This window comes from Halobacillus sp. H74 (assembly GCF_052246715.1).
GTDB classification, from domain to species: domain Bacteria; phylum Bacillota; class Bacilli; order Bacillales; family Halobacillaceae; genus Halobacillus; species Halobacillus litoralis_A.
This window is the reverse complement of record NZ_JBQQCI010000006.1, coordinates 131,838-149,132: the sequence shown is the minus strand read 5'-3', so window position 1 is coordinate 149,132 and position 17,295 is coordinate 131,838. Positions and strand designations below refer to the sequence as shown.

Below are 17,295 nucleotides of genomic sequence, written 5' to 3'. Positions count from 1 at the left end.
CCTTTGATAAATATATATTTATAGTAAAAGGACCATGTCAGCCCTTTTCTAACGAGTCATATTATTCCCCGCGTTGAGTATTCAGGTTTTGTGTAAAACGATCGATAATGATTGCCAAGATTACGATTCCCAGTCCAGCTACGAAGCCTGTACCTACTTCGGCACGTTGCAGACCGGTAATTACCGTTTGTCCTAAACCTTTCGCACCGATCATAGATGCAATAACAACCATGGAAAGGGCGAGCATGACCGTTTGGTTGATGCCGGCCATGATAGTTTTCTTAGCCATCGGTAACTGAACTTTGAACAATTTCTGTGTCCCTGTTGTACCAAATGAATCAGATGCTTCAATCAATTCATGTGCGACCTGACGAATTCCAAGGTTTGTAAAACGGACGGTTGGCGGTGTTGCGAAAATGACAGATGCGAATACACCCGGGACCATACCGATACTGAAGAACGCAACAGCCGGAATCAAGTAAACAAAGGCCGGCATTGTCTGCATGAAGTCTAACACCGGAGTGAGAATTTTTTCCACCATCTTGTTTTTAGCCATCCAAATTCCGAATGGAACACCGAGGATCACGGAAATCAAACTGGCAAATATAACGAGGGTAAATGTGTTCATCAGCTCGCTCCAAAGTTCCTGGTTAGCGATGAACCATAGACCAATTACAGAAAACGCGGTCAGCCCAAGCTTTTTACCAGATACGAAAAAGGCGAGCACACCAATAACCAAGATGAACAACCAGATCGGTATATTCATCAACCAGTCTTCCGCTACGATTTCAATGAAATCACCGAAATCATTTTTAATAAAATCAAATAAGAACCCGAAAGTATCTGTCGTCCACTCTGTTGCATCAGAAATCCATTTTGCTACAGGAATTTTAGGAATCAAGCCCATTTAAATTCACCTCATTTCCAGCTAATGCCGCGATTACTGCTCCTCTTACAATGATCCCTTTCAGCTTGCCATCTTCTACGACCGCTACTGGGACCGGAGCATCATGAATGATATCGAAAATCTCTTGCATTGGTGTATCTTTCTGTACTTTAGGTACATCTGTACGCAGAATACCTTTAAGATCCTTCACTTCCTGTTTCGCAGCAGTCGAGACGTCATCTGCGGTTACGAAACCATGCAGGTTACGTTTCGCGTCTGTTACATAGATACTTGAAAGGCCTTCTTTACGCATACGCTCAAGAGCTGTTCTTGGTCCATGCTTTTCAACATCCACTGTTTCAGGACGCTTCATGACATGTTCTGCGGTCAAGACTTTTGAACGGTCCACATCTTCAACGAATTTCTCAACATAATCATTTGCTGGATTCACTAGAATTTCTTCAGGAGTACCAATTTGTACGATACGTCCATCATTCATCAAGGCGATTCGATCACCTATTCTCAAAGCTTCATCCAAGTCATGTGTGATGAACAGGATCGTTTTCTTCATTGACTCTTGAAGCTCCAGAAGTTCATCCTGCATTTCTTTACGAATCAGCGGATCCAATGCAGAGAACGCTTCGTCCATCAGCAATACTTCAGGGTCGTTGGCTAGAGCTCGGGCCAAACCGACACGCTGCTGCATACCACCGGAGAGCTGCCCGGGAAATTGGTGGATATAATTACCTAATCCAACCATTTCCAGAGACTTTTTCGCTTTTTCTCCGCGCTTTTCCTTATCAATGCCCTGAACTTCCAAGCCAAACTCAGCATTTTCCAGCACGGTACGATGCGGAAATAAACCGAAGCGTTGGAAGACCATGCTCAGTTTTTCACGACGGACTTCCCGAAGACTCTTTTTATCCATTTTCGCAAGATCTTGTCCATCTATCAGAACACTGCCTTCTGTTGGTTCGATCAATCGGTTGATCAATCGGACAAGCGTGGATTTACCACTTCCTGAGAGTCCCATGATTACGAAGATTTCTCCTTCTTCTACATCAAAGGACGCGCGGTTTACTCCGACTGTATTTCCTGTTTTTTCTAATATCTTATCTTTTGATAAACCTTCATCTAAATATTTGGTTGCCTTCCTGGCATTCTTTCCGAATATTTTAGACAAGTTTTCCACTTGAATGATCGGCACGTCTCTCACCTCTTCTTTTTTGTTTATTATGGTACGTTTTGTATTTTTTATTTCCGCACTCAATCAATCACCTTACATACTGTAACTCATTTGTAACACAAAGTTCAAACGATAAATACTTAAATTTAAGAATAAAATTTACGTACAGTTTAAACTGTACAGAATAAAAGTGATAGTATGCTTATTTTTTCATTAAATAGCGACAATTCTCTACCCTTTCCTCTGTTTTTATAAAAATTCCATTTATAGTAATGTTGTCTTAGCAACAAATAGAAGGAGGATCTTATGGTATTAACAGATCACCACACATTCGAAGATATCCATACAAAAGTCATGCATGAGTTTTCCAAAACCCTAGAAATGTTCGGCCTTACACCAGCAGATGCACGATTATTCGTCACGTTGTATCTCCATAAAGATCCAATGACATTAGATGATATGAGTGAAGCTTTAGGAAAAAGTAAAACCTCCATGAGCACTGGAGTCCGTGGGCTTCTGGAACAAGGGTTAGTGGAACGGGTGTGGAAAAAAGGATTCCGGAAAGACCTCTATCAAGCAAATGAAAATTTATATAAGAATTTCATGTCTTCCTATATACAGAAGTGGCAAATCGCTGCAGATGAACAAAAAGAAACGTTGAAATCGATGGAGGATAAGTTGGAAGTCCAATACAAAGACTTCACGAAAGATAATCAGATGCAGCTGGCGAATGATTTATATAGACGAATGGAAGATATGATCCAGTTCCACGAAATGATTGCAAAAGCTTTTTATGAATTAGACCCTGACCATCACTCTTCAACCCAGTAGCCCCCTATGCGGATGCGCCTAGTTAGGTACATCCGTTTTTCATTAATTATGATTATTATAAAGCACGGCCATATGCAAACACGTTATGCTTATCCCACTCCTATTTCCCGGTGATTCTACCTCTCACCCTCGGAGACCCTGAAACTTTCTTCACTATTTCCTTAGGCTCAACCATTAGATGCCTCACAAATCCCTTCCCATTTCTTCCATTATTAAGAACGCGTATGTCCGGGGAAAGGAGCCCTGTTTTTTAAGAACATTATCTTTATTATTCCAGGAAATTATTTCTTGATAATGTTAATAAGGTTCATATTACAGTCAGCAGGCAGGAATAACTTTGATTATAAACGCTTTAATCCTTTCATATTCTAGGTAAACCTGTCACAATGGGAAGTAAGACAAAACCTAAAGAAGGTGAGATGAAATGAAGGATAAGATTTCCAAGCGAGATGCTATTTTCTATAGCCATAAAATGGCCCAGTTATCGAAAGCGCTTTGGAAAGCCATCGAAAAAGATTGGCAAGAATGGATTAAACCTTTCCAGTTGAACATAAATGAACACCATATTTTATGGATTGCGTACCACCTGAAGGGTGCGAGCATTTCAGAAATCTCTAAATATGGAGTCATGCATGTATCTACTGCCTTCAATTTTTCCAAAAAGATGGAGGCCCGTGGTCTTCTTCAATTTTCCAAACGTGAAAACGACAAAAGAAACACGTATGTTGAGCTGACTGAAGCAGGGGTTGAATTGTTAGAGGAAACGCTGAATGAATATAACCCTGAGGATAATTCAGTGCTGCGCGGAGTCATGCCTATGACCGAAATGTACGGAAAATTACCTGAGTTTTTGGACTTATCTGCCCTTATCAAAGAGATTTATGGAGACGAATATATGGAAATCCTTGAACGCTCGTTAGAAAACATCGAAGAAGAAGCTACTATCAGTCAACCGACTGATATTGAAAGTTATAAAAAGAAAACAAAATCTTCCTAATATCATTAACGGAAGACCAATTTGTTAACGAATAACTAAAACCCTTTCCGTGGCCGCCCATTCGGAAAGGGTTTTTTATATGTCTTTCAGCTGTAATAATTTTTTTGCGAGCTCTGGATAAAGCCCCTCTCCCTCCAACGCTTGCAGAGAACCTTCCACAGGTAGTTTGCTGCACAACATCCCCGCATAATGGAGCAACAGCGAAGAATGGTCGATCAAGCCATATTCAAGCTCCTCTTTATATGTATCATCCAATAATTCTAACAGGCTCAGGGTTTCATTGTACTCCTGCTCAGTCATGCCATTCTCTATGACCATTTTTGTAAATGGATACTTCTTCATTTCCTCTACATTCATCAAAAGCTTGAGCTGAAATGAATACTGTTCACATTGATTTTCCTTCTTCAAAATCTTCCCCCCATTGCCAGGGCATCACCCTTGTCATATCAAGGTTTTCTTCTCCCATTCCCAGAAGTTTACGATACAAATATTTTTTTTACAGAAAACCTATTGCTTTTTCCTGTTAAACATACTATTATTCCTCTTGTGCCAACCAATTCAAACTTGTAATGTACTACTATCATATCGGTATTCTAAATAAATTTACAGTATTTTTTGTAGTGAGGGGGGATTCTTATGATGAACTGCTGGAAAACAGTCAACATCAATAAAGAATTCGGTCTGAATCGTATCTATCTTATGTCTTTTTTAACAGGATTGCTATCCTTTTTGATTCTGTACGTTCCGTTTTCAATGCTCCATGGAACGCACGACATGAAAGATCACGGGTTCCTTCCATTGTTGATTATTTTGTTCTTCCTGCCAGCGATGCATCGACTAATGCATATGCTTCCATTGATGCTTAGTTATAAACGGCTGCGCGTGAAGTTCAACTTCAGAAAGCGTTTTGTACCAACGTTCACTTACCAATGCAAATCTAAACTTTCTAAGAAGACATCGATCTTAATGGCTTTAGCGCCGACAATGTTGATCACTCTCCCAGCACTCGTCATGGGCTATGTCTTCCCTAACTATTTTGCCTATCTCGTACTCTTTGCATCAGTGAATCTCGGTCTTTCTTTTTCAGATTTCCTTTATCTGAACTATTTTGCCAAAGCACCGAAAAGATGCTTGATCGAAAATGCAAAAGAGGGTTACGATATCTTGATCCACCAACCAAAAGCTTAGATTGTGATTAAACTATTTCTTGAACAGCGTTCATTCCGATGAGCGCTGTTTTTTCATAGGGACGATGTTTTTCTGTTCAATTCACCTAAATTTTGATAGAGTAGTTTCATAGGGAATAAAGGAGGTTCTTCAACATGGCATTTGGATTCAGCTTGTACGCTCTCGTCATTTTATTTGTGTTTAACTTACTCACACATTCCTTATGCTCAAAAACGAAAATGTCGACTGAAAAGCAAACACGTGTCTTCCGAACTATAAATGTGCTGATTACGATTTTACTCATTTCATCATACGTGGAAGTCCTTAATACACTTTAAGCGAACAGGCCGGTTGCCAAACTCCTAAACCGGCCTGTTTTTTTCCTTAACTTTATCTGGTTCCACAGGACAATATAGAACAAACGAGGCAAAATATGTTATATTAACTCATGGGCTGTTAAATAAATCTCTACGTCATGTAAAATACAATAAGGTTTAGGAGTGTCAGGAATATGAAAAAATTGGTCATTACAGCTGCACTTGCAGCAAGCGTATTCACACTATCTGCTTGTTCATCGAATGCAGATGAATCAGAAGCGGTTGTCGAGACTAGTGGTGGAGAAGTTACGAAAGAAGAGTTCTATCAAGAATTGAAGGCCAAGCATGGGGAGCAGATTCTTCAACAACTCGTAATGAAAGAAGTCCTTTCTGATAAATACGAGGTCTCTGATGAAGCAGTGAATAAAGAAGTAGAATCCCTAAAAGAGCAGTATGGAGACCAGTTCGAAATGGTCCTTCAACAAAGCGGTTTTTCTAATGAAGAGGAATTCAAAGAGACTATTCGCCTAAGCCTGCTGCAAGAAAAAGCAGCTTCTGAAGATATTGAAATATCTGAAGAAGAAATGAAAAATTATTACGAACGCATGAAGACGGAGGTTCAAGCAAGTCATATTCTAGTTTCAGACGAAGAAACAGCAAAAGAAGTGAAACAGAAGCTGGAGGATGGTGAGGACTTCGCTTCATTAGCTAGTGAATACTCCTCCGACGGTTCTGCCCAACAAGGTGGTAAACTCGGTTGGTTCGGACCTGGCGAAATGGCTGCGGAATTCGAAGATGCAGCTTACAGTCTTGAAGCTGGTGAAGTGAGTGATCCTGTTCAAACACAGTTCGGTTTCCACATCATCAAAGTGACAGATAAGCGCGATGCAGAAGATGTAGAGTCATATGAAGACGCGAAAGAAGAAATCAAACGTACACTGATCAGCCAAAAGATCGATCAGGCAGAACTTCAAAGTAAAATGGATCAATTGATGCAGGATGCTGAAATTGATGTGAAAGATGAAGACTTCAAAGATCTTTTCAGCAGTGAACCTGCTGAAGGCGAACAACCTGCTGAAGAAGAAAGCAAAGAAGAAGAAAGTAAAGAAGAAAAAAGCAAAGAAGAAAAATAATCAAGTATATAAAAAGCCAGGTGAGGCCACTCACCTGGCTTTTATTCTGACATCATAGCTTTTCTTTTTCCGCGGAGTTCTTTCTCTTTCTCCATCCGTTTCAAATACACTTGTCCTTCACGTTCTATAAACTCCTGTTCTAAATGATGTTCCGCTCTCATCGCACGAATCGCCATATACCCACTAACAAATATGAATACGATACAAAAGAAAACCCAAACCGGCAGACCGAATATCATGGATGCATCCTCCCTACTCCATTTGTAACTATCTTATGAGAAGTAACGTAGAAATATGAACAAGCCTCCATGGAACACAAAAAAACTGCTCCTTTCCAACAACGGCCAAACATAGCGCGCCCGCGTCTGGAATTAGGAACAGTTTCTTTATTTTTTCTTTTGTTGTTCGACTTTAGGTACATATTGGAAGATTTCACCGGATTCAACGACATGAATGAATTTCATCAACCAGCGATAATAGTTCTGCGCATATTCTAACCGCTCAATGTCGTGATTGATTTTTTCTTTCAAATTATCATCAGCAGTCTCTTCTTTTAATTCTAACAGCTCCTGGATAGCTTCATCTGCTTCCTCGATATTCGTTTCAGTATGATGTCTCCAGCGACTGCCGAACAAGGACGTGAAGGATTTATACCAATCCTCTTCTGATTTGTATAAGTCTTTACGTATACCTTTCTTAAAAGAAGGTTCCACCATCTTCATATCTGACAGAGCACGTACCCCTGTCGACATGCTGGTCTTGCTCATTTCCAATGCTTCTCTCATATCATCCAAAGTCATCGGATCTTCAGAAAAATACAACACTCCGTACAGACGCCCAATGGAAGGGGTCACCCCATACAAATTCATATTTTTAGCAATCACCTGGATGAATTGTTCAATTGTCTCTTCATATTTGGTCCAATCTTCTTTGTGTGCTTGTTGCAATGGAAACCCTCCATTTGCTTATTCCTCAAGTAATCTTAGAACATTTTATCATTAAAGCTTATAATTTGCGACCTTATCCATCATTTTATTGAAGTTCTTGTACTTGTGGGCTTTGAAACAATGAAGGCAGGTCGCTTCTCCAAGAAAATAATATCACTTGATGGCGAGTCGACACTTCCTCTAATATCTCTGACATCACTTGAAGGCGTGTCTGGTCAAAATGGACAAATGCATCATCTACTAGAAATGGAAGGCGCATGGATTCTGCCATCGTTTCTCCTAAAGCTAACCGGAAAGCCACATACAACTGATCCCTCGTCCCGCGTGAAAGTTCTTCAGGGCTATAGATCGTACCATCATGGTGCCCTACGATGATTCGTTCACTCTCTGGCAACAGCCGGATTCGGGTGTAATTTCCCTTTGTCAACTTCAGGAAGTGCGTTTCGGCTACACTCATGACTTGAGGTAAATATTTTTTCTTGTACGTTTGCTTCGTTTTTCTTAAAATTTGGAGGGCAACTCTATACTTAGCCCATTCCTTCGCTTGTTCTTGAAGGCGTTCCTTTTCCATTTGAAAACGATGAGTGATTTCAGATCGTTCTTCTGAATTTTCCAAGCGGCTGATGCTGCTATGAACATCCGCTAAAGACTGCTGAGCCTTGCTTCTTTTTTCTTCCAGATGCTGCCTTTCTTTCTTAATGTGATCAAGTTGGGCTTGGAGGTCCGATTCATCCGCCACTCGCTCCCACACACCGAACTCTTCTTGTTCTTCCTCTGATAACATCCCCTTCAGCTGTTGTTCGAGATCCTTCAGCACATACAAGGTACGATCTTTTTCTTCCACTTGCCGTGCTTTCTGATAGAAGTCACCTTCAGTAGTCACCCCGGCTTCGTAAAAAAGGTCCTCTCTCTTATTTATATACGTTTGCAGTTTCATCTCATTTTCTTTGGCGTGTCGACTTATCTCACGTAAAGACTCTTTGATTTGTTTACATTGCTCTCTCTTTTTGTCTTGTCCGTTCAGCCAGCTCATTAAGGCACGCCAATGAAGTTCTACGTTCCGTTTATAGAATTCCCAATTGTTGCGTAGGTAAAACCCTTTCATTTCCTCTATAATCGTATTTGACCTGGCTTGGTGTAATTCAAGATCCTGCACGATTCGATGGTGTTCCAACCGCTTTTCCCTTGCTTGTGTTAATAAATGATATAACTTTTCCCAATAATCGATTTTTAACGACTTCAGAAATGGATAAAGACTTTCCTGTTCAGCTTTTGCTGATTCAAATCTGAGCTTCCTTTGGTTCAAATGATTCCTTTTCTCTTCCAGACGTATTTCTTCCTGGTTTAATTGTCTCCATTGATCATGAAGATGTTCCAACTCCGTTTTAAGCTTTTCATACTTTTGCAGCTGATTACGTGCCTTGTCCAGGTTTTGATAGGAAACATGATCATCTTTTTGTGTTCCTTGAGAATTTGTGTGTGCTTGTAGTGTTTTATGACTTTTATACGCTAGTACTGCAAAAACTACCGTAGCAAGAATTGTAAGTAAGACCACTTCTATTCCAGGCAGGAAGGACTGGAATATCAAACCTAGTACAAGAGCACCGACAGCCCCCGCTGCCCCGGTCTTCCTACGCTTTATCATATCTGCTCTGGAAGTTCGTATTTGACGGTCTGAAGGCGCTGTTGCCGACTGATATGCATCTTCTATTTGCCTTTCATAAACTCTTACCTGTTCTTCACTGATTTGTTCATGTTCTATTGAAGCCTGCTGTGCTTCGATTTTCTCGAACTCCCGGCCTATATCCAGTTCCTGTTCGTGGAGATGTTCTTCTTCGCGATTGACATTATTCCATTCACTTCTCAAGTCCCTCCACGTTTCTTCTATGTAGAAAGGAAGCGGATAATCATCCAAATCATCTTCTTCGATAGGAACATCCATATGGTTCAAGTCCTTTTGCAATTGCTCCCGGATCCGTTCAGCCTGCTTAGTGAGTTGAATTGACTCATTAGCGTCCTGGTCATAGTCCGTTTTTTTATTCAACAAAAGACGGGCATTTTCTTCTTCCTCATTGTCCAATTCTTCTCGAAGCTTCTCTAACTTGCGCTGCCATTCATCAAGATTATTCGCTAACATCTTTTTCTCAGATTCTAATGGAAGAATCGCTTCTTTCATTTGTTGACATCGTTCTATGCCTGACTCAGGAAATATCAAAGAGGAGTCGACGCTCTCTGCCTCTTCTTTCATTTGGTGATATTGAACGAGGACGGGTCTTGTTTTCAGCATTTGCTGAGTCCTGTGAAGTCGATTGATATTTTCGGTAGCATTTTTCTCTATTTGTTTAAGATCTTGAATCCATTCCTCTTTTTCCTTTTGCAACCTCTCATAGTCTTCTTCATCATTTTCCACTGCGAGCTTCTTTTGGTGCCAACGTTCAACACGTTCGATTTGTTCATTAATTTCAGGCTTTTTCCCTTTTGGCTTGAACCGTTCATCCATATGCTTTTCAAGCCATTTTTCTGTTTGATAAATCTGATCAGATCCTGTCAAACCGATGTTGAGTAGTACTTCTCCCAATTCGTCACCAGTAAGATTTTGTAAGCGCAGCAAATCGTCTGCACTGAAACTGAAAATGGATTCATACACTTTCCTGTCCGTGCTTCCTAAGAGGTGGTGCAGCCATTCTTCCTCACGCTCTTCGCCCGACTCTAAACGACATACTGCCCGGCCGTTGTAACGGTCATGGAGCCGTTCCACCCAAACATCACCATAATCTTCGGTTTTCAAGAGGATTCGCCCACCAAGCGCACCACCGGACTTAGGTAGATAAAACTCTCTTTGCTTCGGGGACATCCCGAAAAGCATAAACAGAATGAATTGGTACAATGTCGATTTTCCCGCTTCGTTTTCACCAATCAGAAGGTTTACCTTGTTAGCGGCTGGTGATATAGAAAAATCTTTCCACTTTCCAAAACCATGAACTCTTAACTCAGCTATTTTCAAGATTTCCCCCCTCACTGCCTAATAAACGCTCGACAGTCAGCGACTTGGCCATATCGATCGCCTCCTGCTTTTCCTCTTCAGACAATGGCTGCACATATTTCGATACTTTCCGATGAGAAAATAAAGGAGTAAGCCATTCTTCCAATTGCTCCTCATCGACTTGATTCACTGTTCGTAATAGCTCACCAGTGAAGTGATGGCTATTTACCAATTCTTCCTCATTCCATGCAGGACGGTCCTCGATGATTATTTGCTCCATCCACACCCAATCCTGTCGATCTAAATTTTCTGCTTCATTCACAAGGTCCATCCACTCCTGGACAATCCCTTCCATCCACCAGTACCTCAACTTCCCTGCCTTCGAACTCAAGGTGATGGTGAGCATTACTGCGGTCTCTGTTTTTAGGAAACGTTTTTTTATTTCTTCCAGTACCCCTTCAAGCTCTTGTGGTTCTTCAATATGATCACAGGAGGCTCTGGCTGTCTCGTAAGTGATACTGTGAAGAGGAAGAAACTCAGTTGTCCAGCTGCCTTCTTGATGTTCAATCAAGTAACACCCTTTCTCTCCTGGCTCTTTCCTTGAACGTCCCTGGATGTTCCCTGGATAGATGATCGGAGGATCCTCAGATAAAGATTCGCGCTTATGTATATGGCCGAGCGCCCAATAATCCATCCCTTTATTTTTCAATTCCTCCATCGAAAAAGGGGCATATACATCATGGTCTGTATTCGTTTCAAGGCTTCCATGCAGCATGGCGATATGATAATAAGAGTTTCCCACAGGCTGGTATTCCTGCACTTTACGCCCTCGGACTTCTCTATTCTCATAACTGAAGCCATAAATGCGGGCCAGCTGTTCGCCCTTCTTATCATAAACAAAGGACTCCACGGTCTCCCCGGAAAAAATATGAACATGCTCAGGAAAAGTAATCGGGTATCTTGCTCCTTTGGTGTAGTCATGATTTCCATAGCACATAAAGACGTGGATGCCTTTCTCTTTGAGGCGTTCAAACCCACGCCGAAGATGCACTTGTGCTTTCAAACTCCTCATTTCTTCGTTATATAAATCACCAGCAATCAATAGAAAATCGACTTCATGATAGAGACAAGCCTCTATGAGCCTATCAAAAGCCTCGAAAGTACTGGCACGGAGCTTCTCCAGTAAGGCTGCAGGCAAGTCTCCTTTTGTTTTGAAAAGGCTGTCCAAATGCAAGTCAGCACTATGAATAAACCTTATTGCTGAGCTCATGTGGCCCACCTCCGTTCTCGTTTTCTTCATTTTAACAAACCCCTCAATCGAATGCACGTTCGTAACTTACTAAATTATATTGGACGATAAGGCTCACTTATAAATCAGAATGATATCCACAAAAAAAGACACTTATTATAAAGGCTCTGTTAAATTTCAGTGTTGATTTTTTGATATAAGCTCCCTATTGTGTAAGACTCAGTTTCGAGATATCTGGAAGTGCGAATGGGGTCTTGGAAGCTACTCGCTTTCCGCGGGGAAGGCGGCAAGCCTCCTCGGGCTAACGCAGAAGCTACTGAAAAATCCTTTTAATCTAGAGGGGCTGTTAATGTTTGTTGTTGCTTCTCACGAATCGCTTGTCGGTGGATGCTTGCCGCGGGCACGGCCTCAGCTAACTTGGTCAAGAAGATCACTTGACCAAGTGGATCTTCGGCTCGCGCTGTTCCCGCAGGCGTCACCACCGAACGCTCATCGTGGAATCAACGAGGCCCATCTAAAAAGAGTGATTTTCTTTAATTTATTAAAGAATATCGCTATAATCATTCTTCTCCTGAAGAAGTACTTCGCTACCGATCTAAATCTGTACGCAAGATGATTTACACAGTAAATGAAGGCATTCAAAGAATAAGAGCACAAATGTCTCATCGAAATTATAAAAGAAGCCAAGTTGAACGATAAAAACGTCTAACTCGGCTTTTTTATTTGTTGCATAACTCAAAAAGTTGCAGTTCTTCAGTGGCCTCCCTGCGCCCTGTGGGGTCTCGCCAGTCTATCCTTTCCCGCAGGAGTCTCGCAGCTTCCCATCCCCCATTACTTCAATGAGTATGTCGAAACTGCCGGACGAACAGCACAGGGATCTATAATGAAAAGGCTTTACAAGAAGGTTTTCTCACTTTTTTCCATTATCAGTCAGATAGCGTACAAATCGATTTCGAGATGCTTAATACGGCTAAGGGGCGGAGGGAAACGGTGAGACTCCTATGGGATGTGCCGGGACAGCTGAGACCCCACAGGACGAAGTCCGAGGAGGCTCAGCGCCCGCCCCATGGAACGCGAACCTTTTCCCGCAGCCCCTAGAATCTCACAAACATCTCGAAATCGTGTCTTCAAGAATCCTGCCATATAAATGAATAACTCTCATATGAAAAACAACCTTTAACAAAGCCATTTTAAAAAAGCATTCCAACCGGAACATCGGTTGGAATGCTGAAGTGGTCGATCATTTTATTTTTGTACTCGAATACAAAAAGGAATAGCCAGAAACGTTATCATCATTTTTCTTTTTTAGATAGCTGCAATGCAGTTTTCAAGTCCTTCAAAGACGATGATTTACCATACATGAGGACCCCTCCGCGATAAATTCTGGCTCCCAGCCATCCGAGCAAAGCAATAGAAGCGACTAAAATTCCTATGGATAAAGCGATCTCCCAGACAGGAATATCAAGCATACCTACCCGCAGGAACATGATTAAAGGAGTGAAGAATGGGAAGTAGGAACTTATCGTAATGAATTTAGCTTCAGGCATCCCCAGTCCGAACATGGCAATAAGGAAAGCTGCGATGATCAACATCATCATCGGTGCCACGATTTGCTGAGCGTCTTCCAACCTGCTGACTAGAGAGCCGAGGGTTGCGGCTAACGTTGCAAATAACAGGTACCCCAGCAAGAAGAAGACAACGGCAAATACAACGGTAGATGGTTGAACTTCTGTAAGTCCGAATGCTTCAAGCATGGACCCCTCGCCTGACTGCATACTCTGCTGGATGCCGAAATATCCGACTAAAATGAAAATGGCAAATTGGGTTAAGCCCAAAAAGGCGATTCCGATGATTTTCGCAAACATTTGCGAGACTGGTGACACACTGGAAATCAAGATTTCCATAACGCGGCTTGATTTTTCTGTGGCCACTTCTGTTGAAATCATATTGCCATACATGATGACAGAAAAGTACATGAAAAATAACATAATATAGACAAGCCCACGTGTTTGGTTCAGTTCCTCCGCGGTCTTAGCACTCTCTTCCAATGCGACCAGCTCGAAATTGACAGGAGCAGAGATCTGTTGGAGAGTCTCTTGATCAACATCCGCCTGCTGTGTCACTTGTTGAGCCTTCAGTTGCTGTAGAGCCTGGCGGACAGGTTCACTATCCCCTGTATTGGCAATTTGATTTGCATAATAAGTCGCTTGAGGAAGCCCTTCTTCTCCTTCCTCTATCTGCACTACAGAGCTGTGCTCTTCTTCTTCTACTGAAGCCTTTGCTTCTTCCAAACTGCCTTCATAGGCTTCAATAGACAGATCATCATTTGTAGCCAGTATCTGCTGTAAAGATTGGAGCCAGCCTTCATTTTCCGTTATGACGGCAACTTTCTTTTCGTCTTCTCCATCACTGAACGTTTCTATGATGGATTGTAAATTGGATAACCCGAAAATAAGAGCAATCGTAATGATGGTAGTAATGATAAACGATTTGGATTTGACGCGGTTTTTATAAGTATGCGCCATCATAATGAAAAACTTATTCATAAGAAGCCCCCACTTTCTCGATAAAGATATCATTCAGTGTCGGCTCTTCGAGATCAAAAGTTCGTACAAACCCTTTTCCATGGAGTTCTCCGAATATATCTTGAGCGATCTCCTCTGATTCAATCTGGAGTTCGCATCCTTCTGATAAAGGTTTATACTTCGTTACCCCACTGATGTTTTCAAGGTAGGAAGTATCAAAGTCAGCATGGACGCGGATATTCTTTTTGCCGAAAGACTTTTTGATTTCCTTTAACCTTCCATGAACCACAGGGGTCCCATGATGTAAAATGCATAAATGCTCACAAAGCTCTTCAACATGCTCCATCCTGTGAGAAGAAAACACAATCGATGTTCCTGCCTCTTTAAGGTCCACCACTGCTTTCTTCAACATTTCTACATTGACAGGGTCCAGGCCGGAAAACGGCTCATCCAAAATCAGTAATTTCGGCTTATGTAGAACAGCAGAAATGAACTGAATTTTCTGTTGGTTCCCTTTGGACAATTCTTCTACTTTCTTATGCTTATATTCAGGAACTTTGAAACGCTCAAGCCACCCATCTATTTCTTTCAGGGCATCCGCTTTCTTCATCCCTCTCAGCTTTGCTAAATAAACGAGCTGATCCTGAACTTTCAGCTTTGGATAGAGCCCCCTTTCCTCAGGTAAATAACCGATAAGATGACTTTCTCCATATCCGATATTTCCATTATTCCAGGAAATATCTCCTCCTGTTTGGTCAAGTAAACCCAGGATCATCCGAAATGTTGTCGTTTTCCCAGCACCATTCGCTCCTAAGAAGCCGAAAATCTGTTTTTCAGGAATTTCTATAGACAGGTGATCTACTGCTGTAAACGATCCGAACTTCTTGGTTACTTCTTTTAAACGTAACGTCATTCTTTCCTCTCCCTTCTCTTACCATCTCTTATACGACTTATAACAGTGGTCCGTTTCATTTTTTTGAGCTTCAAGATTATTCAGGCCCTTTAAAGTATAAGAGCGCAGGTTGGATGGAGAATAATTCGCTTATCCTCCATCCAGAATTATCCTTGGAACCTCGAAACCAACTCTTACAGAAAACTGCTGTAAAACTGAAGAAATCACAAAGTGAACATATAAACACCAACGTCTAAAAAGTTTTTCAATAAAAAGATTTGATTCTTTGCAGGATTTTCTACCTTTCATGACAAAAGTAGTGTAATGAACACCTATTCATTCAAGGAGGAACATCGATGAAAAAATACTACTTAACTGTATTCGAAAAAGACGGGACAAATGTACTTGATGAATCATTCGAAGCTGAAAATGACGACGAAGCTAAAAAAATAGGTTTTCAAACACTGGAAGAAAAGGGTTACGGTGAGCATACACATCGATGTGCCGCTCCTGAAGGCCACCTCGTTTTGTTCCACAGATAATTGATAGAACCATTGTACAATCGTCTTAAATTTCTTTGACTTTGAAAAAGGTCGCGCCAACACTGCGCGACCTTTCTTCATTCTCCTCGAAAATCAGGTGTTCGTTTCTCTAAAAACGCTTGCACTCCCTCCATATGATCATTGGTTTGGCGCAACTGCCACTGAGCCTGCCTTTCTTTCGCCAGATACTGTAACAATCGATCCAGTCCATATTGATGGTAAATCTGTTTCGTTGCGATCATAGATTTCAATGGACGTTTGCTCCACTTTTGGGCGATTTGATCCGCTTCTTCAAAAACAGAACCGTTGACTACGATATCCACCAATTTATGATCATAAGCTTCTTTGGCTCTCATCTGCTGACCTTCCCATGCAAAATGTTTAGCTCGATGAGTCCCTAAACGCTCCTGCAGCCAAAAATGCCCCCCACCGTCTGGTGCGAGCCCGATCCCGATGAAATTCATTGATAAGGTGGCATCAGGTTCGGCTACTACATAATCCGCAGCCAAGGCGATACTCAAGCCCAAACCTACTACAGGACCATGAAGTGCAGAAATGACGACTTTCGGCATTGTATAAATCGTCGTAACAATTTTTTCTATATGATCCATCACTTGATCATATTTTTGACTGTCTGTGAAATCTTTCATCATACTGAGATCTCCGCCAGCGCAAAACCCTTCTCCTTTCCCAGATAATACAAGGAGTTGGGCGTCTGTTTCCTTTACTGTTTCAAGTACGGAAGCAAACTCTTCCAACAGCTCTCCATCCAAGGCATTATATTTTTCACCACGAGCTATCCTTAAGTGGACGACATTCTCTTTTTCTTCGATAATAAAATGCTTCATGTTCATTCCCCTTTAATGGAAAAATTATTCTTTTGTTGTCTTTCGTCAAATCCAGGGCACTTTCCTGCATGCCTCGACAAAAAAATATACACTCCGCCTATACCAATGACATAAAGAAAATACAATCACTGCTGGACAAACATAAGCGACTCGGACCCTTCCGACAAGCTTAAGAACAAACGTATCGTGAAGCAATTTCCATAAACGGATCAGGTGGAATTTAGCCAGTGAAAGAATCCTATGTCTCATGCACAACATCTTTTTAGACTTGTATCTTTAAATTTCCTGAACGACAAGAAAACCACCGGAATCCCGGTGGTTTTCTTGTCGTTCAGGAACGCCCGACTTACGCAAGGCGCATTCACTTTTCTATTATTGCTGTGGTTCTTCAGGGGTACCGTAAAGTTCTTCAAGTGGTTTAGTGATGATTTTGCTTACATCATTAATCACTGTGTTAAGGCGCTGTTCTTCTTCCATAAGCTTAGAAATCTCTGGGTGTTGTTGTACAAGTTCAACGACTTTGCGTGCTTCTTCTACTTCTTCCTCAGAAATTTCTTCACCTTGCATTTGTTTTTGCTGAAGTGTGATTTGTGTTTGACGGAAATCGTCGAACATTTTCTTCGCAGCTTCGTCATTCATAACTGTTTCATATGCTTCCTTCAACCCGTTGAACTCTTCACTGTTACGGATTGCTTTTTCTAGATCATACGCGTAATCATATAGATTTGCCATAAAGATTAGAACCTCCTAAGATTTCGTTCTTTTACTCCTCCCCCACTATAACAAACTCAC

General features: G+C 41.4%; 18 protein-coding genes. 6 read left to right on the top strand and 12 right to left on the bottom strand.

Translation table 11 applies throughout. The annotated features are described in order from the left end of the window. Positions 1-61: 61 nt before the first annotated feature. On the bottom strand, positions 62-907 hold the full coding sequence (locus ACTWPX_RS14780; RefSeq protein ID WP_443120410.1) for an ABC transporter permease: 846 nt from the start codon (positions 905-907) through the stop codon (positions 62-64). Continuing rightward, entirely contained in the window at positions 891-2,093 is a 1,203-nt protein-coding gene (gene proV, locus ACTWPX_RS14775) for a glycine betaine/L-proline ABC transporter ATP-binding protein ProV (RefSeq protein ID WP_443120409.1), read from the bottom strand. Before proV ends, ACTWPX_RS14780 begins: the two co-directional genes overlap by 17 nt. Before the next feature lie 285 nt (positions 2,094-2,378). On the opposite strand from proV, the gene ACTWPX_RS14770 reads away from it, so the two are divergent. Next, positions 2,379-2,903, top strand: a complete 525-nt coding sequence (locus ACTWPX_RS14770) for a GbsR/MarR family transcriptional regulator (RefSeq protein WP_443120408.1) — start codon at positions 2,379-2,381, stop codon at positions 2,901-2,903. Between the two features lie 424 nt (positions 2,904-3,327). Continuing rightward, positions 3,328-3,900, top strand: a complete 573-nt coding sequence (locus ACTWPX_RS14765) for an HTH-type transcriptional regulator Hpr (RefSeq protein WP_443120407.1) — start codon at positions 3,328-3,330, stop codon at positions 3,898-3,900. Positions 3,901-3,975: 75 nt separating this feature from the next. Here ACTWPX_RS14765 and ACTWPX_RS14760 read toward each other — a convergent pair whose 3' ends face one another. Next, on the bottom strand, positions 3,976-4,308 hold the full coding sequence (locus tag ACTWPX_RS14760; RefSeq protein WP_443120406.1) for a DUF1878 family protein: 333 nt from the start codon (positions 4,306-4,308) through the stop codon (positions 3,976-3,978). A 228-nt stretch (positions 4,309-4,536) separates the two neighbouring features. On the opposite strand from ACTWPX_RS14760, the gene ACTWPX_RS14755 reads away from it, so the two are divergent. The 3 genes from ACTWPX_RS14755 (at position 4,537) to ACTWPX_RS14745 (ending at position 6,517) form a co-directional block, all read left to right on the top strand. Next, positions 4,537-5,088 (top strand): DUF3267 domain-containing protein, encoded by a 552-nt coding sequence (locus tag ACTWPX_RS14755; RefSeq protein WP_128523676.1) that lies wholly within the window; start codon positions 4,537-4,539, stop codon positions 5,086-5,088. Between the two features lie 134 nt (positions 5,089-5,222). Further along, positions 5,223-5,405 (top strand): hypothetical protein, encoded by a 183-nt coding sequence (locus ACTWPX_RS14750; protein ID WP_128523678.1) that lies wholly within the window; start codon positions 5,223-5,225, stop codon positions 5,403-5,405. Between the two features lie 173 nt (positions 5,406-5,578). Beyond that, positions 5,579-6,517 carry a peptidylprolyl isomerase gene (locus ACTWPX_RS14745; RefSeq protein WP_443120405.1) on the top strand — a complete coding sequence of 313 codons (939 nt, stop codon included), beginning with the start codon at positions 5,579-5,581 and terminating at the stop codon, positions 6,515-6,517. Positions 6,518-6,558: 41 nt separating this feature from the next. On the opposite strand, the gene ACTWPX_RS14740 is transcribed toward ACTWPX_RS14745, so the two are convergent. The 7 genes from ACTWPX_RS14740 to ACTWPX_RS14710 form a co-directional block, all read right to left on the bottom strand. Beyond that, positions 6,559-6,756, bottom strand: coding sequence for a sporulation YhaL family protein (locus ACTWPX_RS14740; protein WP_443120404.1), 198 nt, complete (start codon positions 6,754-6,756; stop codon positions 6,559-6,561). Between the two features lie 147 nt (positions 6,757-6,903). Next, complete coding sequence (locus tag ACTWPX_RS14735; protein WP_128523683.1) at positions 6,904-7,464, bottom strand: GbsR/MarR family transcriptional regulator; 561 nt, start codon at positions 7,462-7,464, stop codon at positions 6,904-6,906. Between the two features lie 85 nt (positions 7,465-7,549). After that, on the bottom strand, positions 7,550-10,468 hold the full coding sequence (locus ACTWPX_RS14730; protein WP_443120403.1) for an AAA family ATPase: 2,919 nt from the start codon (positions 10,466-10,468) through the stop codon (positions 7,550-7,552). Then, positions 10,455-11,747 (bottom strand): metallophosphoesterase family protein, encoded by a 1,293-nt coding sequence (locus tag ACTWPX_RS14725; RefSeq protein WP_443120402.1) that lies wholly within the window; start codon positions 11,745-11,747, stop codon positions 10,455-10,457. The genes ACTWPX_RS14730 and ACTWPX_RS14725 overlap by 14 nt, the downstream gene beginning before the upstream one ends. A gap of 278 nt (positions 11,748-12,025) precedes the next feature. Continuing rightward, on the bottom strand, positions 12,026-12,178 hold the full coding sequence (locus ACTWPX_RS14720) for a hypothetical protein (protein WP_164908446.1): 153 nt from the start codon (positions 12,176-12,178) through the stop codon (positions 12,026-12,028). An 810-nt stretch (positions 12,179-12,988) separates the two neighbouring features. Beyond that, positions 12,989-14,242 carry an ABC transporter permease gene (locus ACTWPX_RS14715; protein ID WP_443120401.1) on the bottom strand — a complete coding sequence of 418 codons (1,254 nt, stop codon included), beginning with the start codon at positions 14,240-14,242 and terminating at the stop codon, positions 12,989-12,991. After that, positions 14,235-15,134 carry an ABC transporter ATP-binding protein gene (locus ACTWPX_RS14710; protein ID WP_443120400.1) on the bottom strand — a complete coding sequence of 300 codons (900 nt, stop codon included), beginning with the start codon at positions 15,132-15,134 and terminating at the stop codon, positions 14,235-14,237. The genes ACTWPX_RS14715 and ACTWPX_RS14710 overlap by 8 nt, the downstream gene beginning before the upstream one ends. Before the next feature lie 335 nt (positions 15,135-15,469). Between ACTWPX_RS14710 and ACTWPX_RS14705 the strand changes: the two genes are divergently transcribed. Next, the gene (locus tag ACTWPX_RS14705) at positions 15,470-15,655 is read left to right on the top strand and encodes a YhzD family protein (RefSeq protein ID WP_443120399.1); all 186 of its coding nucleotides are present in this window, start codon (positions 15,470-15,472) and stop codon (positions 15,653-15,655) included. A gap of 77 nt (positions 15,656-15,732) precedes the next feature. On the opposite strand, the gene ACTWPX_RS14700 is transcribed toward ACTWPX_RS14705, so the two are convergent. Together ACTWPX_RS14700 and ACTWPX_RS14695 are read right to left on the bottom strand one after the other, a co-directional pair. Further along, positions 15,733-16,503: an enoyl-CoA hydratase gene (locus ACTWPX_RS14700; protein ID WP_443120398.1), complete on the bottom strand. Its 771-nt coding sequence runs from the start codon at positions 16,501-16,503 to the stop codon at positions 15,733-15,735. Positions 16,504-16,875: 372 nt separating this feature from the next. Next, a complete protein-coding gene (locus ACTWPX_RS14695; protein ID WP_443120397.1) occupies positions 16,876-17,235 on the bottom strand; it encodes a YlbF family regulator in 360 nt (119 codons plus the stop codon). Positions 17,236-17,295 lie beyond the last annotated feature (60 nt).